Source organism: Rhodococcus sp. LMD (assembly GCF_056108245.1).
Window position 1 is genome coordinate 4,640,609 of record NZ_CM148557.1, and the last position, 23,068, is coordinate 4,663,676.

Below are 23,068 nucleotides of genomic sequence, written 5' to 3' on the forward strand. Positions count from 1 at the left end.
CGGCTCGGGTACTGCTGCCTAGCCCAGCAGTTTGCGTAGGGTCGTCCCCAGCGGGTGTTTGACGTTGACGGAACCGAGGCGGACGGTCCCGTCGACGATCAGGTGCAGCGGACCGAACGGGGGTCCGTTGCGCACCTTCGACTGGGCACTCGCGGCGACCGTGTCGAGACCGTTGATGTCGGCCGTGGCCTCGGCGGGGACGATCAGGGTGAGGGAGCTGAGGTAGTCGTCGACCTGGATCCGCACGACCTGGGTGCGCATGACGGCCTCGGTGAAGTCGAGGGTCACCGAGGACATCAGGGTGTCGAGCCGCAGCACCGGTGGCACCTCCCACCGGCCCTTGCGGCTGAGGGTGGACATCCGGCCACGGATGGTGGGTACCTGCATGTGCGGGGACGGCGCGGGATACACCGGGCCGGACACGGGTGGGGCGGAATGCCCCGGGCCGGGCACGGGTGGCGCCGGGACGGGACCGGGCTGGGCGGGGTGCGGCAGGTATTCGGGCCGCACCTGCACGCCGGGCAGGTCGACGAGCACGGCGTTCAGTTCTCCGCGGGTCTTCGCGGCCAGCGCGGTGTCCATCCGCTCGGTGAACTCCCCCAGCGACAGCATCCCCTGCCCCACCGCCCGTTGCAGCAACGTTCCGACGTGTTCGCGCTCGGCGTCCGAAACACGCAGATCCCTCGACTCCATGATCGACAGGGTAGGCGCTGCCGCGCTTGCCGGACGATCATGAAGCGAGGAATCGTCGGGCTCAGACCACCGAGGCGGGCCACCGCGCCGCGGACGCGAAGACCCCGGCGGGGTCGTAGGCCGCGCGGATCCCGGCGAGCCGCGCACGCTGGGCCGGGGTCCACGCCCTCGCCACCCGAGCGGCAGGGACACCGTCCGCCGCGCCGGCGAAGTTCGTCGATGCACCCCCGGTTCCCCACGGCGCGAGTGCCCCGACGACGGACTCGAGGGCACCGGGCACCGCGTCGGCGACGGGCGGCGCCAGCACACCGACCGTGAACAGGTTGAACGCGGCGTCGCGACCCCCGACCGCGTTGGCGGTCTCCGGCGGCGCGCTCAGGGCGCCACCCATCGCGCGGAGCTCGGCGAACGCGATCGGCAGCCCGCCGGCGGGACCGGCGACCGCGAGCAGGGCGTCGAGGGCGGCGTCCGGGAGTTCCCGCAACAACACGGAACGTTCCGCGGCGGGCATCGGATCGGTGGGGTCGGCATGGATCGAGCCCAGCGCCGGGTACACGATCTCGGCGACGGTGTCGAGGATCGGGGTGGCCGCCGCCCGCATCGGGGCGAGCACTGCCACCCCGTCCTCGTGGTCGTCGACGTGCGCGAACCGCACGTGCACGGCGGTGCGGCCGCGCAGCGGCTCGGGCAGGACGGGCAGGGGCGGGAAGTTGACGATCGCCAGCGAGCTGGACACGGACATCGGCGCGGCGGAAATCCAGTCCCGCCAGCGGCGCAGCACGGCCGGTGCGTCGGCGATGTCGTAGAAGAGGCCGCCGCCGTCGAGGGTCTGGATGGGGAGCAGCTCGAAGGTCATCTGGGTGACGATCCCGAACGCCGCGCCGCCGCCGAGCAGCGCCCAGAACAGGTCGGGTTCCTCGTCGGGGGTGACCCGCCGCAGCTGTCCGTCGGCGGTGACGACCTCCATCCGCAGCACCCGGTCGGCCGCGAAGCCGTGGGTGCGGGCGATCGGTCCGAGACCACCGCCGAGGGTGTACCCCACCACGCCGACGTCGGGCGACGACCCGGCCAGCGGTGCCAGCCCGTGCGGGGCGGCCGCATCGAGCACCTGCCGCCAGCGGACCCCGGCCTCGACGGTGGCGGTGCGCTCGGCCCGGTTGATGCTCACCCCGTCGAGGAGGGCGGTGTCGACGAGGATGCTGTTCTCCGGTGCGGGGGCCGCGCCGTGGCCGGTGGCCTGCACCGCGACGGTCAGTCCGCACTCGGCCGCGATCCGGACGGTGGTGGCGACGTCGGCGGCACTCGAGGCGACCACCACCGCGGCGCTGCGGTGCACGGTGGCGACGTTGAAGCCGGTGGCGGACAGGCGGTACCCCTCGTCGTCGGGGGCGTGGACCGCGCCGGCGACGGCGGTGCGGAGGCGGTCGGCGACGGACGTGGCGGCCAGGGTCGGGGACGGCTGGTGGGACATGATGCTCCTCGGTGGGGACGACTCGGGGTCCCCTCCAGGACAGCGAACGGGGCTTAGCTGCCGCTTAGCTCCGGCTGGGCACCGACGTGCCCCGTCCGGCACAGCCGGTCGAGCAGCGCGCTCACCTCCGCGCGGTCCAGGCCGGCGCCGAGACCGACGTACCGTTCGAACTCGGTCCCCCCGAGCGCATCGCGGACGACCGCCACCTCGCGCGGCCCGTCGACGGGATCCATCACCTCGGGCAGGAAGCCGATGCGGCCACCGAGGGCACGGACCGCGCCGAGCAGCATCGCGCCGACGTCGGGTGTGCCGAGCCGGGCCACCAGGGCCGCGGCGCTGTGGACGAGTACCAGCCACGACGTCACGTCACCCTCGGCCTCGAGAACCGGCTGCATCACCCGGACCGCGTCGAGCGCCGCATCCGTGTCCCCGACGTCCATCGCGGTGCGCATGAGGGTCCACGACGCCGAGCCGACCGCCCAGCCGTGGCCGCAGCGCTCGCCCGTCTCGACGGCCTCGCGCAACACCTGCTGGGCCCGCTCGGGCCGGCCGAGGAAGCGCAGGATCATGCCCTCGATGAGCAGCGCGTCGGCGCGCTGCCACACGGCACCCTCCCGGCGCAGGACGTCGGCACTCTCGTGGGCTGCGCGCAGGAACTCCTCGGACGGTCCCGTGATCGCGGAGCAGTACGCCCACCAGGAGCGCATCCATGCCTCGGTGACGGCATCGCCGGTGCGCGCCGCGGTCTCGGCGGACCGGAGCAGCGCGGCCGCCGCGGTGGCCGGGTCGCCCGCCAGGTAGGTGAGTCCGCCCAGTCCGGTCAGCGCCGACGACAGGGTCGCATCCGGGACGACGGCGGCGGACCCCTCCACCGCCCCGAGCCCCGCCGAGATCACCCCGAGGCCCTCCCGGATGTGCCCGCGCCGGTACCAGAACCAGTAGAGCGCTCCGGCGAGTTCGAGCAGGTAGACGGCGTCGCCGGCGGCTGCGGCGGACGCCGCCGCGGCGCGGTGCTCGGCGATGTCCGCCGTCAGGGCGTCGAACGTCTGCCGCGCCCGGGAGCCGCGCAGGTGCGGCGTCGCCGCGAGGGCCCGCCGCAGCACGAACCGGCGGTGCACGACGGCGGTCCGGTCCCGTTCGGACGCGTCCACGCGTTCCAGGGCGAACTCCCGGATCGTCTGCAGCATCGAGTACCGCCGCGGCGACGACGCCGGTTCCACGCGTAGCAGCGACCGTCGCACGAGGGCGGTCAGCGGCGGCAGGACGCTCAGCGGCGGCGCGCTGCCGTGCACGGCGGCGGCGCCCTCGAGATCGAAGCTGCCGGCGAACACCGCCACCTCGCGCAGCAACCGCGCCTGCTCGTCGTCGAGGAGCCGGTAGCTCCACTCGATCGCGTCGGCGAGTCCGCGTTGCCGAGGCGGAGCGGTGCGAGAGCCGCCCTGCAGCAGCGCGAACCGGTCGCTCAGCCCCTCCGCGATCTGCTGCTCGGACAGCACCCGCAGCTGTGCCGCCGCCAGCTCGATGCCCAGCGGGATCCCGTCGAGCTCGGTGCAGATGCGGCGCACGGGCTCGGTCACCGCGTCGTGGATCGTCCAGCCCGGCACCACCCCGGCGGCCCGGACGCCGAACAGCTCGACGGCCGCGTCCTCGTCCAACGGCGGCACCTCGTAGACCCATTCGCCGTCGAGGCCGAGCGGCTCCCGGCTCGTCGCCAGGATCCGCACGCCGGGGCAGCGCTCGAGCAGCGCCGTCACCAGCTCCACGACCCCGTCGAGCAGGTGCTCACAGTTGTCCAGGACGAGGACGAACTCGCGGGGGGCGAGGACCGTCGCCAGGTGATCGACGGTTCCGGGGCCGAGGATCTGCAGGGCTGCCGCCACGGTCGCGGCGACCAGCGCGTCGGCGCGCACCGCCCCCAGGTCCACGAACCACGGTCCGTCGGCGCGGCGTTCACCGCCGTGGCGGCACACCTCCACCGCCAGACGTGTCTTGCCGACCCCGCCGGGGCCGACGAGCGTGACCAACGGTTCCCGGGCCACCGCCGCACCGACCTCCGCGAGTTCACGGCCGCGGGCGACGAGGGCGGTGCGTGGGCACGGCAGAGTGGAGTTCGGGTTCCGCGGGGCCGCGGCCGCCGGCGGGATCGCCGTGCCGAGCAGCCGCGCGTCGTCCTGCCGCAGCACCGCCGTTTCGAGTTCGCGCAGTCCGGTGCCCGGTTCGATGCCGAGTTCACCGTCGAGCACGGTGCGCACGCGGCGCAGCGCCGCCAGCGCGTCCGCCTGCCGGCCCGCCCGGTAGAGGGCGACGACCAGCAGTTCCCAGGCCCGTTCGTCGAGCGGGTGCGCGGCGACGAGCCGCTCGGCGGTCTCGACGACGTCGGCGCCGCCCAGGTCCAGCCGGATCTGCAGCAGGGCCTTGCGGGTGCGCAACTCGACCGCCGTCAGCCGGGCGACTTCGGGGCGCACGAACTCGGCGTCGGCGACGTCGGCGTAGGGCGACCCGCGCCAGCACGAGAGGGCTGTCGCGTACGCCTCGGCGGCGGCCTGAGCGGCGCCCTGCTCGCGCAGCCGGTCGCCCCGCGCGACGAGGTCGGTGAACCGGACGGCATCGATCTGCTCGGCGGCGACGGCGAGCCGGTACCGCGAGCCCTCCCGGACGATCACGCCCTCGTCCCCGCGCGGCCGCTGCGGGCTGAGCCGGTCGCGCAGTTTGGAGACGGCGAAGTGCAGCGAGCTCGTCTTCGGGTCGTCGACGTCGTGCCAGACCTGCTCGAGCAGCCGCTCACCCGACACGTCGCCCGGGAACGCGACGACGAGCGCGGCGAGCAGGGCGCGCTGCCGGATGCCACCGAGGTCGACGGGTCGTCCGTCGACGCTGACGGCGAAGCCTCCGAGTACGCCGAGCGCCACGCCAGGGGTAGTCATCCGCGCTCCGCCTTTCGATCGAGCACGCCACCGCCGCAACCGGACTGCGGAAGCGGTCGAATTCTAGAGGACCGGTGACGCCCGGTGCGCTAGTCCAGTCCCTGTTCGATCGCGTACCGGGTCAGCTCGACGCGGTTGGCCAGCTGCAGCTTGCGCAGCGTGGCCTGGACGTGGTTCTCCACCGTGCGGTGGCTGAGGGTGAGCCGGGCGGCGATCTGCTTGGCCGACAGTCCCTTCGCGACGAGCCGCAGCACCTCGGTCTCGCGTTCGGTGAGGGTGGGCGGGGCGGGGGCGCGCCGGCCGGAGTCCGACGACATGCGGCGGTACTCGCCGGAGGACATGCGGCGGTACTCGCCGAGGACCAGACCGGCCAGGCCGGGCGTGAACACCGCCTGCCCGGCAGCGGTCGCCCGCACGGCCTCGGCCAGCTCGGCGGCCGACGCGCTCTTGACCAGGTACCCGCAGGCACCGGCCTTCACGGCCCCGAGGACGTCGTCCCGCTCGGAGGACGCGGACAGCACCAGCACGCGGCTGGCCGGGGAGGCCCGGAGCACGGCGACGGTGGCCTCGGTGCCGGTGCCGTCGGGCAGCGTCATGTCCATCAGCACGACGGCCGGCTGCACCGCCGCGGCCCGGCGCGCGGCCGCACCGACGCCGTCGGCGGTGGCGACGACCCGGAAGCCGGCCGCGTCGAGGTCCCGCGAGACGCCGTCGCGCCACATCGGGTGGTCGTCGACGACCATCACCGTGATCGGGCCGCTCGTCGCGCTGTCCTCACCCACCTCGTGCTCCCCTCTTCGGAATCCGGATCTCCCATTCGGTGCCCGCACCGGGCGCGCTGTCGAGCACCGCGACGCCACCGAGCCACTGCGCGCGGCCGACGATCGACTTCGACACACCCATCCGGCCCTCGGCGCGGGCCTCGGCGAGCCGCCCGTCCGCGATGCCCTTCCCGTCGTCGCGGACGCTGAGGATCACCTCGTCGCCGAGGTCCTCGACCAGCACGTACGCCTTCGCCCCGGCACCCGCGTGCAGCGTGGTGTTGGTCAGCGCCGTGGTGGCGATCGCCGCCAGTTCCGCGGCGCGGACGCGGTCGAGCAGGACCGGGTCGGCGGGCGCCGAAACGGTGACGCCGGCACCGGCCTGGCCCCGCAGCAGCGCCCGCAGGTCCACGAGTTCGTCGCCGCGGTCGAGCCGGGTGCCCTGTTCGGAGACGAGCATCCGCAGCGCGGCCTCCTGTTCCCCGGCGAGCCGGGCGAGTTCGGCGGCCTCCCCGCCGAGAGCGGTGCCCCGGCGCCGCACCAGGGCCAGGACCTGCAGCACCCCGTCGTGCACCTCGCGGGCGAGCCGGTCGCGTTCCTCGGTGGCGGCCGCCACCCGCACGGCCTGTTCGAGCTGCCGGTGCGCGCGCCGGGCGGTGGTGGTGGCGAATCCCATCGCGACGCCGACCGCGACGAGGACGGGGGCGGTCGCGTCCCGCCACAGGTCGAGGTTGATCTGGTCGCGGACCACCGCGCTGACCGAGGCCATCGCCAGCGCGGATGCCACGCCGGCGGCGGGACCGCCGAGGATCGCGGCCGAGAGCACCGCGTTGGCGACCCAGAGGGTGGTGGGCAGCGTCTGATGGGCGCTGTACCAGTCGTGGTCGGCGACGAGCCGCGTCGCGCCCATGAGTGCGACCGCGACGACCTGATCCATCCCGACCACCACGGCGCGCCGGCCGACTCCCTGCGACAGCAGCACCGCCGACACGCCGGACCACACCGCCAGCAGCGCGACGAAGAACCAGCTGAGCTGCGGGGAGGTGTAGTGGGTGACGGTGGAGAACTGGGAGCTCACGGCGTAGACGACGGTGACGAGCCGGAACACCTGCGCGGCCCGCCACAGCGGCGCGTCCGGGTCGGCGCCGATCCGGTCCCGGGCGGGTGCGGCGGGCACGGCGACGCGACGCGGCGGCCTGTCGTCGGCTCTGCGCCGGACCATGCGGACGTTCCCCTTCCCGGTCGGTCGTCGCGCCGAGGGTAACCGCCCGAAACGCCCGGATCACGACCATGGTGCGCTGTGACGGTGGGCACAGTGGTTTGATTTGATGTCGTGTTGGGGTCCTATCGAGCCGTCGCGGCGACGTTGCGTAGTCGCTGGCCGCTCTACATGGCCTCGATGGGGGCGTCGAACCTGTTCGGCGCGCTGCTGGTGTTCGCGTTCGTCCGGTACGGCATCCCGCTGTCCGAGAACGAGAACATCATCGCGGACCGGGTCCGCAACTTCGCGGTGTTCGCGGTGTATCTGGTGTTCGCCGGGATCGTGAGCCTGACGGCCGCGGCCCTGATGCTGCGGGCGGTGGTGCGGTGGCAGCTGCGCGGCGGCCCGCCGACCCGATCCGAGCAGATGTCCGCGCTGCACGCGCCGCTGCGGCAGGCGATCGTGCACCTGGTCCTGTGGATCCTCGGCGGCGTGCTGTTCGTGTTCCTCACCGCGGAGGAGATGCCGGAGCTGGCGGTGGCGGTGGCGATCACCGTCGCGATGGCCGCCACGAGCACGTTCGGGTTCACGTACATGCTCGGCGAGCGGATCCTGCGGCCGGTGGCGGCGCGGGCCCTGAGCGAGGGGGAGTTCGACCGGACCCTCGCGCCGGGTGTCGGTACGCGCCTCGCCATGACGTGGGGGCTCGGCACGCTGATGCCGGCCGGCGGCATCGCCCTGCTGTGCGTCACGCAGCTGACCACCGACGTCGAGTTCCCGGTGGACGCGATGGCCTGGGCGGTGCTGGCCCTGTCGGTGATGGCGATCGGTCTGGCGGGGGTGCTGTCGTCGCTCACCGCGGCCCAGATCTCCGACCCGGTCAAGCAGCTGCGCTGGGCCATCGAGCGGGTCCAGCGCGGCGCGACGGACGTGCAGGTCGAGGTGTTCGACGGCAGCGAGATCGGCCGCCTGCAGGTCGGCTTCAACCGGATGATGGCCGAGTCCGACGAGCGGCGGCGGCTGCGCCAGCTGTTCGGTCAGCACGTCGGCGAGGACGTGGCCCGCCGTGCCCTGCAGTACGGCACCGAGCTCGGCGGGGAGACCCGCTACGTCGCAGTGCTGTTCGTGGACATGGTGGGATCGACGGCGACGGCGGCCGAACGCCCGCCGGGCGAGGTCGTCGAGCTGCTCAACGAGTTCTTCCGGGTCGTGGTGGACGTCGTCGACCGGCACCACGGCTTCGTCAACAAGTTCATGGGCGACGCGGCGCTGGCGATCTTCGGCGCTCCGCTGGACCGGCCCGACGCGCCCACCGCCGCGCTCGCGGCGGCCCGGGAGCTGCGATTCGCGCTGGACGAGATCACCGATCTCGACATCGGCATCGGGGTCTCGGCGGGGCTGGCGGTGGCCGGCAACATCGGCGCGGCCGAACGGTTCGAGTACACCGTCATCGGCGATCCGGTGAACGAGGCGTCGCGGCTGACCGAACTGGCGAAGCTGCGGCCGAGCCGGGTGCTCGCGTCGTCGAGCGCGTTGTACTTCGCCGACGACGAGGAACGGGCCCACTGGGAGCTCGGCGACGAGGTGCAGCTGCGGGGCCGCCGCCGGGTGACGCATCTCGCCTGGCCGGTGCGGTATCCGGAATCGGGCCACGAGTGACGGACGGCCGGACGAGTCGGCGACGAAAAGGACGATCCACCCTCCGGTCCGCTTGGCTACGCTGAATCCTGTGGCGCAGCCCCGACGTGATCCGCCAGCACCCGACGCCACGCGGCGCCGGGGTCGCTTCGGGCGGGTGAAGTGGCTGCTCGCCGTGGCGCTGGTCGCCCTGCTGGTCGTCGAGGGCATCTACCTGTGGCCGACGCTGGCCGACTCCTGGCGCGCTCTGACCGAACTGCACTGGGGCTGGCTGGCCGCGTGCATCCTCGCGCAGGCCCTGTCGCTGAGCGGCTTCGCGGAAGTCCAGCGACGGCTGCTGCGCGCCGGGGAGGTCGTCGTCGGGCACGTGCGCTCGGCGTCGGTGATCTATGCGAGCACGGCGATGGCGGTGACGTTGCCGGCCGGTCCGGTGTTCTCCACCGCGTTCACCTACCAGCAGACCCGGCGCTGGGGTGCGACGCCGGTGGTGGCGTCGTGGCAACTCGCGGTCTCGGGGGTGATCGCGGCGGTGACGCTCGCAGCGGTCGGCGTGGGCGGCGCGTTCGCGGTCGGTACGCGGGTGAGCCCGGTGACGCTGGTGCTGTCGGTGGCCGGGGTGATCGCGTTGATCGTCGGTGTCCGGTACGCGTCCCGCAATCCGTCGTCCGTCGAGTCGGCCGGGGCGTGGGTTCTCGCGCGCGTCAACCGCCTGCTGCGCAAGCCGGCCGACACCGGGTTGGAGAAGTTCGAGCAGGTCCTCGGGCAGATCGAGGCGGTGCACCTGGGTCGGCGCGACGGGCTCGCCACGATCGGCTGGTCGGCCGTGCACCGGGTCTTCGACGTCGCGTGTCTGGGGTTCGCGTGCTGGGCGGTGGGCGGGGAGCCGTCGCTGCCGGGACTGCTGATCGCGTTCGCGGCCGCCAAGGCGGTGGGGAGCATTCCGCTCGCGCCCGGCGGGCTGGGTTTCGTCGACGGCACGTTGATCGCCACGCTCACCGCGGCCGGGATGAGTGCCTCGCAGGCCCTGGCGGCGGTGTTCGTGTACCGGGGCGTGAGCTTCATCCTGGTCGCACTGGTGGGGTGGACGGTGGTGGCTTTCAAGTTCCGGACGAGCCGGCACGAGGAGGACATCGACGCCGATCTCGAACGCGAGGAACACGCCCGTTCGGTGCTCGAACGACGTCGCGGCCGGGCCGCGAGCGAGGGCACCCCCGCGCCGGAGTGAGATCCACCTCACATCAAAAGTAGTTGCGGAATCAACCATTGGATGCGATCGTTGACTGCATCGAAGGTTGAAACTTCAACCAATACTCGACCAGGAGGAGCACCCATGACCACCGCCGCCACCACCGCCACCTTCCCCGGGCTCACCGCCGGCACCTGGGTCATCGACTCGGTCCACTCCACGGTGGGCTTCACCGTCCGGCACCTCGTCGTCAGCAAGGTGCGCGGCACGTTCGACGACTTCTCGGGCGCCGTCACCGTCGCCGAGGACGGCACGGTCGCCGTCGCCGCCGAGATCCAGGTCGCGTCCATCGACACCAGGAACGCCGATCGCGACGCCCACATCCGCTCCGCCGACTTCTTCGACGCCGAGCAGTTCCCGACCGCGACCTTCCGGTCCACCGGCGTGCGCACCGCCGGGAGCGACTACGTGGTCGACGGCGAGTTCACCCTGCACGGCGTCACCAAGCCCGTCGAACTGAAGCTCGAGTTCAACGGAGTGAACCCGGGTATGGGCCAGGGCCCGGTCGCCGGCTTCGAGGCCACCACCGTCCTCAACCGCAAGGACTTCGGCATCTCCATCGACATGCCGCTCGAGGGCGGCGGCGCCGTCGTCGGCGACAAGATCACCATCAACCTCGAGATCGAGGCCGGCCTGCAGGCCTGATCCCGTCCCGCACAGCGAGCGCTCTCCCGTCCCGGAGGGCGCTCGCTGTCGTCGTCGCCCTACGCTGGACGACGTGAAGAAGTACGCACCCGCCCTGATCGACGTCGTCCTGGTCATCGTGTTCGCCGCGCTCGGACGCGCGAGTCACGACGAGGGGGTCGATCTGGTCGGACTCGCGAGCACGGCATGGCCGTTCCTGGCCGGCCTGACCGCGGGATGGATCGCGACGGCTGCGCTCTACAAGGAGAAGTTCGATCCGTGGCTGGTCGTCCCGACCGGCGTGCTCGCCTGGCTGTCCACCGTGGTCGTCGGGATGCTGTTGCGGGTCGTCACCGGCCAGGGCACCGCCGGGTCGTTCATCGTCGTCGCATCGATCGTGCTCGCGGTGTTCCTGCTCGGGTGGCGCCTGCTGGCGGGCCTCTGGGCGCGCCGACGCGTCGACGCCGCCTGACCGTTCCGCCCCGTCCGAGCCGTAGTGCGCATATCGGACAGGGTCCGGGGCGAACGCCGTCCGGGAGACCGGGGCTGTGCGAGAGTGACAGCCATGAGCGAGACCGCGCCGCCGCCCGAACGGACTCGGGAACGAACCTTCTTCGGCCAGCCCTTCGCCCTGGCCAACCTGTTCGGTGTCGAGATGTGGGAGCGATTCTCCTTCTACGGCATGCAGGGCATCCTGATCTACTACCTGTACTACTCGGCCGCCGACGGTGGACTGGGGATCAGCGAGCTGGCCGCGACGTCGATCGTCGGCGCGTACGGCGGCACGGTCTACCTGTCGACGATCCTCGGCGCCTGGATCGCGGACCGGCTGCTCGGTTCCGAACGCACGCTGTTCTACAGCGCGATCCTCATCATGCTCGGCCACATCTCGCTGGCTCTGCTGCCCGGACTCGCCGGAGTGGCGGTCGGCCTGGTGTTCGTCGCGGTCGGCAGCGGCGGCCTCAAAGCCAATGCGACGTCGCTCGTCGGTGATCTCTACGACGAGCAGGACACCCGTCGCGACGCCGGGTTCTCCATCTTCTACATGGGCATCAACATCGGGGCGCTGATCGGTCCGCTGCTCACCGGGTGGGCGCAGACCGAGCTGGGCTTCCACTACGGATTCGGCCTGGCCGCGATCGGCATGGCGCTCGGCCTGATCCAGTACACCCTCGGCCGCAAGCACCTGCGCGGGATCGGCGCCACGCCCCCGCACCCGCTGCCCGCCACCCAGCGGGTCCGCGCCGCCGGGATCGCCCTCGTCGTGCTCGCCCTGATCGCGGTGCTGTTCGCGACCGGACTGGTCACCGTCGACAACCTGTCCGACGTCGTGGTCGGCACGATCGTCGCGGCCTCCGTCGTCTACTTCGTGGTGATCCTGTCCAGTCGGCAGATCACCCCGGCCGAACGCAGCCGGGTGGTCAGTTTCATCCCGATGTTCCTGGCCAGCGCGGCCTTCTGGTCGCTGTTCCAGCAGCAGTTCACCACCGTCGCGGTCTACGCGGACAAGCGCCTCGACCGCAACCTGTTCGGCTGGGACTTCCCGCCGGCATGGGTGCAGTCGATCAACCCCGTGTTCATCATCGTGTTCGCCGGTGTGTTCGCCGCGCTGTGGACCCGGCTCGGGCCCCGGCAGCCGTCGTCGCCGGCGAAGTTCGCGATGGGCACGATGCTCATGGGCATCGCATTCCTGTGCTTCGTCCCGATGTCCGGCGGCGGCCCCAACAGTGCTCCCGTGCTCGGTCTCGCCGGCATCCTGCTGCTGTTCACGTTCGCCGAGCTGCTGCTCTCCCCCGTCGGGTTGTCCCTCGCGACGAAGCTCGCCCCACGCAACTTCCACACCCAGATGGTGGCGCTGTTCTTCCTGTCCGTCGCACTCGGCACGGCGATGGCCGGCACGCTCGCCAAGTACTACGACGAGGCGAACGAGAAGCCGTACTTCGCGTGGATCGGCTTCGGTTCGATCGCGATCGGCGTCGTGCTGGCGCTGCTGTCGCCCTGGATCCGGCGGAAGATGCAGGGGGTGCACTGACCCGGCGGTGTCACCGACCGTAGGTCGACGATGTCACCGACCGTAGGTCGACGGTGTGCACGGGCGCGGCGGGCTCACCGGAGGGCCAGCCACACCGCCAGCCCGAATCCGGCGAGTGCGACCCCCACCCGCAGCACGTCGGGCGGGATGCGCCGGACCACCGGCGGTCCGCACCACCCGCCCGCGACGGCCCCCAGCGCCATCGCCGCGGCCGCACCCCAGTGCACCGGGCCGAATGCGGCGAACCCGATCGCCGCGACGAGGTTGGCCACCCCGAGCAGGTAGCTCTTGAGGATGGTGGCGCGCCAGATGTGCTCGGAGGTGCAGATCAGGGTCACGGCGAGGAAGACGACGCCCGCCCCGGCCCCGAAGTAGCCTCCGTACACGGCGACGACGAACAGCAGCGCCGAGTACGGTCCCGGCAGGTCCCGGCCGCCGGACAGGGCGCGGATCCGCGGCTGGAGCAGCAGCGCGAGAGCCGCGAACGCCACCATGTAGGGCACCACCGCCTCGAACGACCCCGCCGGCGCCCACAGCAGCACGACGGCGCCGACGAGGCCGCCGAGCGCCGAGTACGCGGTCCACCGCCACAGCCGTGGGCCGGTGTCGACGACCTCGCGGGTCGAGTTGGCGAGTGCCCCCACGCCGACCCCCACCATCGCGACGGTGTTGGTGACGTTGGCGGCGACGGGTGGCAGCCCCGCGGCGAGCAGCGCCGGGTACGACACGATGGACGCAAGGCCGGTGACGAACCCGATGAGCCCGGCGAAGAACCCCGCGACCGCGAGCAGCAGCAGGTCGACGGGGGTCACGAGCGACAAACGTACCCGGGTCCGCTCCGACGGGACCGTCGAGGTCCGCGGCGGTCAGCCGTCGGTGGGCGGCTTGGCCAGCTCCCGCAGGAACATGTCGGCCATCTTCACCGCACGGTCGCCGCCGTCGGCGTTGGCGACGAACACCGCGAACGCCAGATCGCCGGTGTATCCGTAGAACCACCGGTCGTCGCCGCTCGCGGCCGCGATGCCGGCCAGACCCGGGTGACCCTTCAGGAACGATGCGGGGCCGCTGCGCACGTTCTCGGCCATCGCGGCGCGCAACGCGTCGGTCACCTGCGGTGGCAGCGGTTCGACGGTCTCGTCGACCTTCGCCGACCTGCCCTGCACGATCGCCGGCAGCGGCGCTTCCCCCCGCGCGACGGACGCGGCGAGCAGCGCGGCCCCGAACGGACTGACGAGCGCCTCGCTGCCGCCGTCCGAGCCGGAGAACTGCACCACGCCCGACCGGTTGTCCCCGATCTGCGCGGTCTCGAAGTCGAACCCCGGAACGTCGTAGTCGAGTCCGAGCCCGAGCCGGCGGGCGGTGGCGGCCAGATCGTCGGTGCTCACCGAGACCGGATCGACGCCCCGGTCGAGGCCCGCGGCCAGGCGCACCGGATCCAGTACCTGTCCGGCCGGGTACAGCCCGCGCGAGGCGACCGGTCCGAGTTCCATCGCCCAGTTGTTCACGTCCAGGGCCAGGACGCCGCCGGTGGACGGCTGGATGGCCACGATGGCCGCGGGGGTACCCACGCTGACCACGGCTTCCTTGGCGGCGAGCTGGACGTGCGAATCGAGGGTCGCCTGCAGGTCCGGCGGCGGCGGGCCCTGGAAGCCGGCGAGCTGCACGGGGTCGGCGCCGGGTTCTTCGAGGGTGACGGCCCAGCCGGCGGTGGCGTCGCGTTCGAGCTGCCAGGCCGCGCGCAACGGGTCGAGCAGGGGTGTGGAGATCCGCCGGTCCGCGCTGATCAGGGTCGGTGTCTCGACCACCACGACGCCCGGGATGGACACGATGTCGTCCTCGAGGAACTGGTAGTCCTGGTCGCGCAGCTTCACCGCGGTGATGCGCGCGCCCGGGTCGGCCGCGAGGTTGCGCTGCAGCAGGTCGGCGGTGATGACCGGGGCGACCGGTTCGAGTACCTTCGCGAGCCGTGTCGTGGTGTCGACCGGATCGGACGTGAGGGCGGGGTCGACGACGACGGCGTTGATGGTCTGTTCGGCCATGAGCAGCCGACCGGTGCGGTCGAAGATCTTCGGCGGGGCGGCGTCGGTGCGCACGTGGTGCACGGTGCGGGTCCGGTTCAGGTCGGGCACCAGCACCTGCGGGTCCCAGGAGATCCGCCAGCCGACGGCGAGGTTCTTGGCCACGCCGTCCACCTGGTAGCCCCAGTCCTTGCCGGGCCCGAAGTTCCAGTCGGCTCCGAGGGAGAAGAATCCCGTCTGCTCGTTGAGTTCGACGAACTGGGCGACGTCGAACTCGACGTCACCGTCCTTCATGCCCTCGAACATCTGGCTGATCGACGTCTCGGCGGCGTTCGGGTACGAGGTGAGGGCGGCCGCGCCGGCGGCGTCGCGTTCGTTCAGTTCCGCGACGAAGTCGTCGACGAGTCGCTGCGCGTCGCTCCGGGAGTCGTCGAACACGCAGGACGCCATGCCCGCGGCGAGAACCACGACGGAGACCAGGGCTGTCACGCGGCCGCGCATCCTGCGCCAGTCCCGAAAACCCATAACGACCAACTTTCACTTCTGTCACTTCAGCAACAAGCACGTCCTGCCTACGATGCGATCACGATTGCGCCTCGAACCGCGTATCACCCCCTCAGCAGGCGTCCCGCCACGTCCACTGCCGGCGCCGAACTGCCCGCTCCCGCAACGAAAACCGCGAATGCGAGGTCTCCCTGCGAGCCGACGAACCACCCGTGGGCACCGGTGCCATCACCGTACTCTGCCGTCCCCGTCTTACCGACGAGTTCGGGGATGTCCCGCAGCGCACTCGCGGTTCCCCCCGTGACAGTCTCCCGCATCATCGTCCGTAACGCGGCAGTGACCTCCTCCGGCGCGGCGCCGGGCGCGCGATCGGCCACCCCCGGCCGGCCCTCGACGAGCATCGGCAGCGGTGTCGACCCGTGCGCGATGGACGCCGCCACGAGTGCCATCCCGAACGGGGACGCCGTCACCCGGCCCTGGCCGATCGCGGACTCGACGCGCTCCGCCGGCGTCCGCGCCTCGGGCACGTTGCCGGTGACCGTGACCAGTCCGGGCGTGACGTAGTCCACCCCGAGCCCGAACTGTGCGGCCGCGTCGGTGAGCGCGGTCGCCGGCAGTCCCACGGCGAGCCGGCCCATCGTGGTGTTGCACGAGAAGGCGAAGGCGGTGTGCAACGGGACGGAGCCGAGGTCGAAGCTGTCGTCGTTGGGGATGACGCGACCCTCGATGTTCGCGGTCCCGGGGCACGGCACCACCGTGTCGGGGGTCGTGGCCCCGGCCTGCAGCGCGGCCGAGGTGGTGACGGTCTTGAACGTCGAGCCGGGCGGATACAGCCCGGTCAGGGCGAGCGGCCCCTCGGCGTCGGCGGCGGCGTTCTGCGCCACCGCCCGCACCGCCCCGGTGGACGGCTCGATCGCGACGATCACCGCCGGTTGCTGCATCGGCGCCAGGACCGCCTCGGCGCGCGTCTGCAGGTCCAGGTCGAGCGTGGTCTGCAGGTCCGGCGCCGGTGGACCGTCGGCCCCGGCGACGCGGCGCGCGCTGCCGTCCCCGGACACGAGCCGCACGGCCCAACCGGCGGACGCGTCCTGCCCCTCCTGCCACAGCTCGCCCAGCCCGGACAGCACCGGCGAGGCCAGGGTTCGGTCGACCGTCAGCAACCGGGTCTGCCGGACGAGGGTCACCCCGGGCAGCGCGGCGAGCTGCGCTTCGATCGGCGCGAGGTCGGTCTCCCGGAGGGTCACCGCCGTCACGGGCTTGCCCGCCGCGGCGGCGACGTCGGCGGCGAGCGACTGCGCGGTGATCGTGGGCGCGGCCGTCGCCAGCAGGGGCGCGACGGCCGCCGGGTCGGCGGTGGCATCGAGGCTCACCAGCGTCACGACCTGTTGTTCGAGGATCGGCTGCCCGCGGCGGTCGAGCACCGACGGCGCCGGACCCACCGTGGTCGTGTAGCTCAGGGTGGTGCCGGCGGTCAGGTCCGGGGCGAGCAGCGCCGGATCCCACTCGATGCGCCAGCCCTGCGGGTCGAGGTCCACCGCACTGCCGGACGTGCGGTACGCCCAGTCCCGCCCGGCGCCGAAGGTCCACGCGACGTCGAGGTCGAACGTGCCCGCGTCCCCCGTGCCGGCTAGGTTCACGTCGGGGCGGACCGTGCCGGACCCGTCGACGCCGAGACCGTCGAACACGTCGCCGATCGTCGTGGCCGCCGCCGCGGGGTCGGTGGTGAGGTCCGCCGCGGCCTGCACGTCGCCGGCCTCGAGCGCCGCCGCGAACTCGCCCACGACGGTCTCGGGCTGGTCGGGCCCGAAGGAGCACCCGGCGGCCGCGAGCGCGGCGACTACGGTCGTCAGGAGCGGAACCGGTCGGCGTCGAAGGATGGGCACGACCACGATCATGCCCGAATTCGGACGGTGCCGTCGGGCACGACCCGGGAGGGCGTGCCGTACAGGCGGCACGTTGTGACGCGGGTCGCGGTCGCGCAGAAAACCGGTTGCCGCTCCGCGATCACCGATCTACCGTGGATTCTCGTCACGTTCCCGCCGATCGGAGAAGGCCGTTGCTCCTGTAGAGGTTTCGCCCGCCGCGCCGCACCCTGCGCGCGGTACGTCGTCACCTACTGCCGGGAGCAGCCATGTCACACCCTTCCCCGATTCTCTCGGACCTCGCGTTCACCTGGCCGGACGGCACCGTGGTGTTCGACGGTCTCGACACCACCCTCCCCACCGGCCGCACCGGACTCGTCGGGCGCAACGGGTCCGGCAAATCGACTCTGCTGCACATCATGTCGGGCGATCTGCCCCCGACCCGCGGTTCCGTCACGATACGTGGCCGGGTCTCGCTGCTGCCGCAGGACATCGTCCTCGACCGGCACCGCACCGTCGACGCCGTCCTCGGCATCGACGGCGTGCGTGCGGCACTGCGGCGCATCGAGGCCGGCTCGACCGCCGCCCGCGACTTCGACACCGTCGGCGAGCGCTGGGACGTCGAGGAGCGCGCCCTGGCCACCCTGCACCACCTCGGCCTCGACCGAATCGTCCGATCCCCCAGCGACTTCGATCGCACCGTCGGCACCCTCTCCGGCGGCGAGACCGTCCTGCTGGCCCTCACGGCCCGTCTGCTCGACGAGCCCGACGTCCTGCTGCTCGACGAACCGACGAACAACCTGGATCCGGCGGCCCGCACGCGTCTGTACGACGTCCTGCGGGAGTTCCCCGGGACCCTCGTCGTCGCGACCCACGACCGCGACCTGCTCGAACGGGTCGACACCGTCGCCGAGGTACGGGACGGAGACCTGCGGCTGTTCGGCGGCAACTACAGCGAGTACGAACGCATCGTCGCGGCCGAGCAGGAGGCCGCGCTGGCCGCGGTGCGCGACGCCCGCGCGGACGTGCGCCGGCAGGCGCGCGAACTGCGCGACTCGCACATCAAGCTCGCCCGGCGAGAGCGCTACGGCCGCAAGATGTTCGAGAACAAGCGGGAGCCGAAGATCGTGATGGGCGCCCGCAAGCGGCAGGCCCAGGAGTCGGCGGGCCGGCTGCGGCGCGAACACGAGGGCAAGCTCGCCGGCGCGCGTGAGACCCTCGAGCAGGCCCAGGACACCGTGCGCGACGACCGGGAGATCCGGGTGGACCTGCCGGAGACGGAGGTGCACGCCGGGGCGCGCGTCGCCGAGGGTCCGCTCGAGATCGTCGGCCCGGAGCGGATCGCGCTGCGCGGACCCAACGGTTCGGGCAAGACGACGTTGCTGCACGCCGTCGTCGCGGCCGGCCCCCGGGTGCCGTTCGCGGTGCTGCCGCAGCGGCTGGACATCTTCGACGGGACGCTGTCGGTGGCGGACAACGTCGCGCTGCGTGCCCCGCACCTGTCGGCGCAGCAGGTCCGGGCGTTGCTCGCCCGGTTCCTGTTCCGCGGTGCCGACGCGGACGTGCCGGCGGCCGCCCTCTCGGGCGGCGAGCGCCTGCGGGCGGCGCTGGCGACCCTGCTGGCGGCGGACCCGGCGCCGCGGCTGCTGCTCCTCGACGAACCGACCAACAACCTGGACCTGCCCGGCCTCACACACCTGGTGCAGGCGCTGCGTGCCTACCGGGGCGCCCTCGTGGTGGTCAGCCACGACGAGCGGTTCCTGGCCGACATCGGCGTGACCCGGTCGGTCAGACTGGAGCGGTGAGCCATGCGATCAACCCTGTCGACGGAACCCGCATCGCCTTCTCGGTGATCGACTCCGACGCCGGCGCCGGCAGCCCGTCGCTGCTGCTCGCGCACGGCAGCGCCCTCTCGTCCGCCATCTGGCGGGGATTCGGGTACGTGCGTCCCCTGCGGGAGCGGTACCGGCTCATCCTGCCCGACCTGCGCGGACACGGCCGCAGCGACAAGCCCCACGTCCCGGACGCCTACGCGATGGACCTGATCGTCGACGACGTGCTGGCGGTACTGGACGCCGCCGGCACCGACCGCGTCCACTACCTCGGATACTCGTTCGGAGCCCGGGTCGGCCTGTCGCTGGCGGTGCGGGACACCGGGCGGCTACGGACGCTCACCGTGGGCGGTGGCAGCGCCCGTGCGCAGGCCGGGACGTTCGACCGGTTGTTCTTCCCGGGATGCGCCGACGTGCTCGGTCACTACGGCATCGACGGGTTCCTCGAGGCATGGGCGGAACACCTCGGTGCACCCGTCGACGCGGCGACACAGGCCGCGTTCCGGGCGAACGACGCAACCGCCCTCGCCGCGTACATGCGGCGGTCGGATCGCGAACCCGGCATCGACGACGCCGCCCTCGCCGCGCTGGACGTGCCGACGCTGGCATTCGTCGGTTCGGAGGACGGCGAACGGATCGACGACACCCGAGAGCTGTCGCGGACGATCCCCGGGGCCCTGCTCGCCGTCATCCGGGGGTACGACCACGCGACGACGATCGCGGCGGCGCCGGAGGTACTGTCCGTGATCGAACCGTTCCTCGCGGCGCACGCCGACGACTCGTCCGGCTAACTCGCCGAGGACGGCTCGTCCACCCACTGCACGAGCTGGTAGACGATGCCGTTCGGGTCGCGCATCTGGAAGTACCGCTCGCCCCACGGCTCGGTCTCGATCGGGGTGACGATCGGTACTCCTTCGGCCCGCAGGCGTTCGTACTCGTCGTCGATCGTGTCGACGACGAAGGCGACGAGCGTCCCCTGCCCGGCGTCGCCCGCGATGCTCGCGGGCTTGAAGCTGCCGAGCCCGGTCCGCAGGAAGACGAGGTTGAAGCCGGCGTCCTCACGGGTGAGGGAGACGAACCCGTCCTCGGCCATCGCTTCGGTGAACCCGAGGTGGCGGGTTGCGAAGTCGGCCGACGCGGCCACGTCGGGAACGTTGAGGGACAGGGCACTGGCGGTGATCTGCACGGTGAACTCCTTCCGGTTGCACGACTCCGAACGTCCGGCGGACGCATCTGGTTCCCGCACCCCGCTGCGTGGGAGTGGCCGAATGTCACATCGCTTCGATCTGATCGACGGGATGTCACATTCGGCCCCCAAGGGGGTGTTGTCCGCCGCCCGGAGTCGGAGGACTCTCGGAATCACCCCTGTCCCCTCCGGAAGGCCCCACCGTGACGCACACCGTCTCCCCCGTCGACACCGCTGCTCAGCGCGTCCTCGACTCCGCGCTCGGCGCCGTCGATCTGATCGCGATCTACCTCGGCGACCGGCTCGGCTGGTACCGCAGCCTCGTCACCGACGGCCCCGCCGCCGCCGACGAACTCGCGACGCGCACCGGAACCGACCCGCGCTACGCCCGCGAGTGGCTCGAGCAGCAGGCGGTGACCGGTCTGCTCGAGGTCGACGACGACGATCCGCCGCGCTTCACGCTCCCGCCCGCGGTGGCCGAGGTCCTCACCGACGAGCAGAGTCTCAACTACCTCGGGCCGCTGGCCCGCATGTTCGCCGGGGTGTCCGTGCAACTCCCGGCTCTGCTCGACGCCTACCGCACCGGCGGCGGCGTGAGCTGGGCGCAGCTCGGCACCGATGCGCGCGAGAGCCAGGCGGACATGAACCGGCCGTGGTACGAGAAGGCGCTTCCGGGTGCCCTGGCGTCCGTGCCGGACCTGGACGCCCTGCTACGCCGGCCGGGGGCCGTGATCGCCGACATCGGCTGTGGCGGAGCATGGTCCACGATCGCGCTGGCCCGCGCGTACCCGCAGGCCCGGTTGTTCGCCGTCGACATAGATCCGGCGACGGTCGCCCTGGCCCGGACGAACGTCGCGGCGTGCCCCGACGTCGCCGACCGGGTCACCGTCGTCGAGGCCGACGCGGCCGGCCTGCCCCACGAACGCTTCACCGCCGCGTTCGCCTTCGAGTGCGTCCACGACATGCCGCGCCCCGTCGAGGTGCTCTCCGCGGTGCGGGGTGCACTCGCGCCCGACGGTGTCATGGTCGTCATGGACGAGGCCGTCGCCGACCGGTTCACCGCGCCCGGCGACGAGGTCGAGCGGCTGATGTACGGGTTCAGCATCGTGTGCTGCCTGCCGGACGGCATGAGCCATCCGCCGAGCGCGGGAACCGGCACGGTGATGCGCGCGGACACCCTGCGCCGGTATGCGCTCGACGCGGGCTTCTCGGACGTGTCGGTGCTGCCGATCGAGGACTTCGGGTTCTGGCGGTTCTACCGGCTGGCCCCCTGACCGGTCTCAGCACGACGCCGGCCGGCGTGCCTCCGACGGGTGTGCCTCCGACAGTGCCGGCGAGCCGGCCTCGGACAGTGCCGGCGAGCGGGCCTCGGACAGTGCCGGCGGGCGGGCCTCGGACAGTGCCGGCGAGCCGGCCTCGGACAACAGCGCGGTGACGGTGTGCTTCATCAGCTCGGTGGCTTCGGCGACCGGCAGGCCGAGCACGTCGCGCAGCGCCACCCACGATCCCCAGGTGCTCGCCACCGCCACGGACCGCACCAGCCGGCCCCGGTGCGACGGGTCGAGCGCGGTCAGCTCCGCCGCGAACAGCGCGTCGACCTCTTCGACCACCCGGGCGATGTGCCGCAACTTGTTTCGCCGGATCCGTTCGGACTGCGGCGCTCTCATCGCGGACGAGCGCGCGAACGGCGCCATCAGTTCGAGCAGTTCGGCGCGCTGCCGGCAGAACGCGTCGATCCGCTCGCCGAGCGGCAGGTCGACGGGGACCGGGGCGAACGCGGAGTCCTGTCGCCGCAGCAACTCCGCCCCGGTCTCCGCGAACAGCGTCTCCAGATCGTTGAAGTTCGCCCACAGCGCCCGGAGCGAGACCCCGGCCCGGGCGGCGATCTGCGCCCCCGTCGGTTTCAGCTCCCCGGCCTCGATCAGGGCGATGTGTGCCTCTATCACTGCGTGGCGGGTCCGTTCGGCCCGCGCGACGCGTCCGTCGGTGACGGTCACGTGTCTCTCCTCCCGTGTCGCCGACCGGCTCCTCCCAACCGGTGCGGCGAACCCAATTGTGCCAGGGCCTGTGTCACCGAGGAGCGCGGCGCCGCGCGGGGGGGCGGTTCAGTCGGGATCGAGAACGGGGGTGCGGGCCGTGGCCCGGACGATCGCGTCGCACAGCGCGCGAGTGGCACGGGCGCCGGCATCCCGGGCGAGGAGGGATCCGGGGAACGCGCCGCGGTGGCAGTGCAGTTCGACGGGCACGCCGGCCTGCAGGAGCCGTCGGGCGTAGTCGGTTGCCGCGTCCCGGAAGGGGCCGTGCTCGTCGACGGCGAGGTAGGTCGACGGCAGTCCGGTCAGGTCGATCCGGTGCGCGGGCCCGGACTGCTCGGTGGCCTCCCGGCCGCCGAGGTGGTGCCGCCGGTCCCGGGTGGCGTCGAGGTCGTCCCGTCCGGCGGCACCGTCGCGCACGGAGCCGGTCCGGTCGTCGAGTTCGGGTTCGAGCAGGGCCTGCAGCGCGATGTGCGGGCCGTCCTCGTCCCGTGCCCGCAGGGCGACGGCCGCGGCGAGGGCGCCGCCTGCGGCGTCGCCGAGGACGACGATGCGGTCCGGATCCATGTCCAGGCAGGCCGCGCCGGAGGCAACCCACTCGAGGACCGCGTAGCAGTCGTCCGCCGCAGCGGGAGGGTCCTCGGGCACGAGCCGGTAGTCGACGGAGACGACGATCGCGCCGGTCGCGCGGGCGACGGCGGCGGCGAAGGCCTCGTCGGGGGCGGCGCTGCCGGGGCCCGATCCGCGGCCGGGGATCTCGAGCACGACGGGCCGCGCCGCGGGGTTGCCGTCCGGACAGGCGTCGGGCGTGTGTATCCGCACGGGCACCTCGGGGTCGCCGAGCGCGCCGGGAACGAGCCATTCCTCGACGGTGACACCGGTGGTGTGGGGGGCCGCGAGGACCGGGTCGGGGAAGGGTGTCGCGTCGGCCGGTACGGGGTCGACGTCGGGCGAGTCCGGCATGAGCTCGGGCATGGCGACACGATAGTGGAACCTGCAGCCCGAGTGCAGATACCTGTCCCGGGTACCGGGACCGCACGGCG

19 protein-coding genes are annotated in these 23,068 nt (G+C 72.5%); 8 read left to right on the forward strand and 11 right to left on the reverse strand.

All coding sequences use genetic code 11. The features are described 5' to 3' along the window. Positions 1-18 precede the first annotated feature (18 nt). From ACWPQI_RS21135 to macS, 5 genes are all read right to left on the reverse strand, one after another. Positions 19-693 carry a DUF1707 SHOCT-like domain-containing protein gene (locus ACWPQI_RS21135; protein ID WP_017681937.1) on the reverse strand — a complete coding sequence of 225 codons (675 nt, stop codon included), beginning with the start codon at positions 691-693 and terminating at the stop codon, positions 19-21. 61 nt (positions 694-754) lie between these two features. Beyond that, positions 755-2,164 (reverse strand): FAD-binding oxidoreductase, encoded by a 1,410-nt coding sequence (locus ACWPQI_RS21140; RefSeq protein WP_302069287.1) that lies wholly within the window; start codon positions 2,162-2,164, stop codon positions 755-757. A gap of 53 nt (positions 2,165-2,217) precedes the next feature. Continuing rightward, the gene (locus ACWPQI_RS21145) at positions 2,218-5,088 is read right to left on the reverse strand and encodes an AfsR/SARP family transcriptional regulator (protein WP_234574850.1); all 2,871 of its coding nucleotides are present in this window, start codon (positions 5,086-5,088) and stop codon (positions 2,218-2,220) included. A gap of 89 nt (positions 5,089-5,177) precedes the next feature. Further along, on the reverse strand, positions 5,178-5,831 hold the full coding sequence (locus ACWPQI_RS21150) for a LuxR C-terminal-related transcriptional regulator (protein ID WP_225223230.1): 654 nt from the start codon (positions 5,829-5,831) through the stop codon (positions 5,178-5,180). 31 nt (positions 5,832-5,862) lie between these two features. Then, positions 5,863-7,071 (reverse strand): MacS family sensor histidine kinase, encoded by a 1,209-nt coding sequence (gene macS, locus ACWPQI_RS21155; protein WP_010593547.1) that lies wholly within the window; start codon positions 7,069-7,071, stop codon positions 5,863-5,865. Between the two features lie 168 nt (positions 7,072-7,239). On the opposite strand from macS, the gene ACWPQI_RS21160 reads away from it, so the two are divergent. The 5 genes from ACWPQI_RS21160 to ACWPQI_RS21180 all read left to right on the forward strand — a co-directional run bounded on the left by ACWPQI_RS21160 (position 7,240) and on the right by ACWPQI_RS21180 (position 12,590). Continuing rightward, positions 7,240-8,709 (forward strand): adenylate/guanylate cyclase domain-containing protein, encoded by a 1,470-nt coding sequence (locus ACWPQI_RS21160; RefSeq protein WP_010593548.1) that lies wholly within the window; start codon positions 7,240-7,242, stop codon positions 8,707-8,709. A 70-nt stretch (positions 8,710-8,779) separates the two neighbouring features. After that, positions 8,780-9,913, forward strand: coding sequence for a lysylphosphatidylglycerol synthase transmembrane domain-containing protein (locus ACWPQI_RS21165; protein ID WP_040274897.1), 1,134 nt, complete (start codon positions 8,780-8,782; stop codon positions 9,911-9,913). Between the two features lie 105 nt (positions 9,914-10,018). Continuing rightward, positions 10,019-10,579, forward strand: a complete 561-nt coding sequence (locus ACWPQI_RS21170; RefSeq protein WP_010593550.1) for a YceI family protein — start codon at positions 10,019-10,021, stop codon at positions 10,577-10,579. 73 nt (positions 10,580-10,652) lie between these two features. Beyond that, entirely contained in the window at positions 10,653-11,030 is a 378-nt protein-coding gene (locus ACWPQI_RS21175) for a DUF3054 domain-containing protein (RefSeq protein WP_010593551.1), read from the forward strand. 93 nt (positions 11,031-11,123) lie between these two features. Beyond that, positions 11,124-12,590: a peptide MFS transporter gene (locus tag ACWPQI_RS21180; protein WP_010593552.1), complete on the forward strand. Its 1,467-nt coding sequence runs from the start codon at positions 11,124-11,126 to the stop codon at positions 12,588-12,590. A gap of 74 nt (positions 12,591-12,664) precedes the next feature. On the opposite strand, the gene ACWPQI_RS21185 is transcribed toward ACWPQI_RS21180, so the two are convergent. The 3 genes from ACWPQI_RS21185 to ACWPQI_RS21195 form a co-directional block, all read right to left on the reverse strand. Continuing rightward, the gene (locus ACWPQI_RS21185; RefSeq protein WP_040274960.1) at positions 12,665-13,402 is read right to left on the reverse strand and encodes a sulfite exporter TauE/SafE family protein; all 738 of its coding nucleotides are present in this window, start codon (positions 13,400-13,402) and stop codon (positions 12,665-12,667) included. A 54-nt stretch (positions 13,403-13,456) separates the two neighbouring features. Beyond that, positions 13,457-15,133 (reverse strand): NTF2-like N-terminal transpeptidase domain-containing protein, encoded by a 1,677-nt coding sequence (locus ACWPQI_RS21190; protein ID WP_048773127.1) that lies wholly within the window; start codon positions 15,131-15,133, stop codon positions 13,457-13,459. Between the two features lie 83 nt (positions 15,134-15,216). After that, entirely contained in the window at positions 15,217-17,007 is a 1,791-nt protein-coding gene (locus ACWPQI_RS21195; protein ID WP_010593555.1) for a penicillin-binding transpeptidase domain-containing protein, read from the reverse strand. Positions 17,008-17,243: 236 nt separating this feature from the next. On the opposite strand from ACWPQI_RS21195, the gene ACWPQI_RS21200 reads away from it, so the two are divergent. Both ACWPQI_RS21200 and ACWPQI_RS21205 read left to right on the forward strand, forming a co-directional pair. Next, positions 17,244-18,779, forward strand: a complete 1,536-nt coding sequence (locus tag ACWPQI_RS21200) for an ABC-F family ATP-binding cassette domain-containing protein (protein ID WP_140188928.1) — start codon at positions 17,244-17,246, stop codon at positions 18,777-18,779. Then, positions 18,776-19,597 (forward strand): alpha/beta fold hydrolase, encoded by an 822-nt coding sequence (locus ACWPQI_RS21205; protein ID WP_010593557.1) that lies wholly within the window; start codon positions 18,776-18,778, stop codon positions 19,595-19,597. Before ACWPQI_RS21200 ends, ACWPQI_RS21205 begins: the two co-directional genes overlap by 4 nt. On the opposite strand, the gene ACWPQI_RS21210 is transcribed toward ACWPQI_RS21205, so the two are convergent. Then, positions 19,594-19,992: a VOC family protein gene (locus tag ACWPQI_RS21210; RefSeq protein WP_026138043.1), complete on the reverse strand. Its 399-nt coding sequence runs from the start codon at positions 19,990-19,992 to the stop codon at positions 19,594-19,596. The genes ACWPQI_RS21205 and ACWPQI_RS21210 overlap by 4 nt on opposite strands. Before the next feature lie 203 nt (positions 19,993-20,195). Between ACWPQI_RS21210 and ACWPQI_RS21215 the strand changes: the two genes are divergently transcribed. Continuing rightward, a complete protein-coding gene (locus tag ACWPQI_RS21215; protein ID WP_010593559.1) occupies positions 20,196-21,266 on the forward strand; it encodes a class I SAM-dependent methyltransferase in 1,071 nt (356 codons plus the stop codon). Positions 21,267-21,272: 6 nt separating this feature from the next. On the opposite strand, the gene ACWPQI_RS21220 is transcribed toward ACWPQI_RS21215, so the two are convergent. Both ACWPQI_RS21220 and ACWPQI_RS21225 read right to left on the reverse strand, forming a co-directional pair. Beyond that, complete coding sequence (locus ACWPQI_RS21220; protein ID WP_017681944.1) at positions 21,273-21,989, reverse strand: TetR/AcrR family transcriptional regulator; 717 nt, start codon at positions 21,987-21,989, stop codon at positions 21,273-21,275. A gap of 108 nt (positions 21,990-22,097) precedes the next feature. Continuing rightward, entirely contained in the window at positions 22,098-23,000 is a 903-nt protein-coding gene (locus tag ACWPQI_RS21225) for an alpha/beta hydrolase fold domain-containing protein (RefSeq protein WP_017681945.1), read from the reverse strand. Positions 23,001-23,068 lie beyond the last annotated feature (68 nt).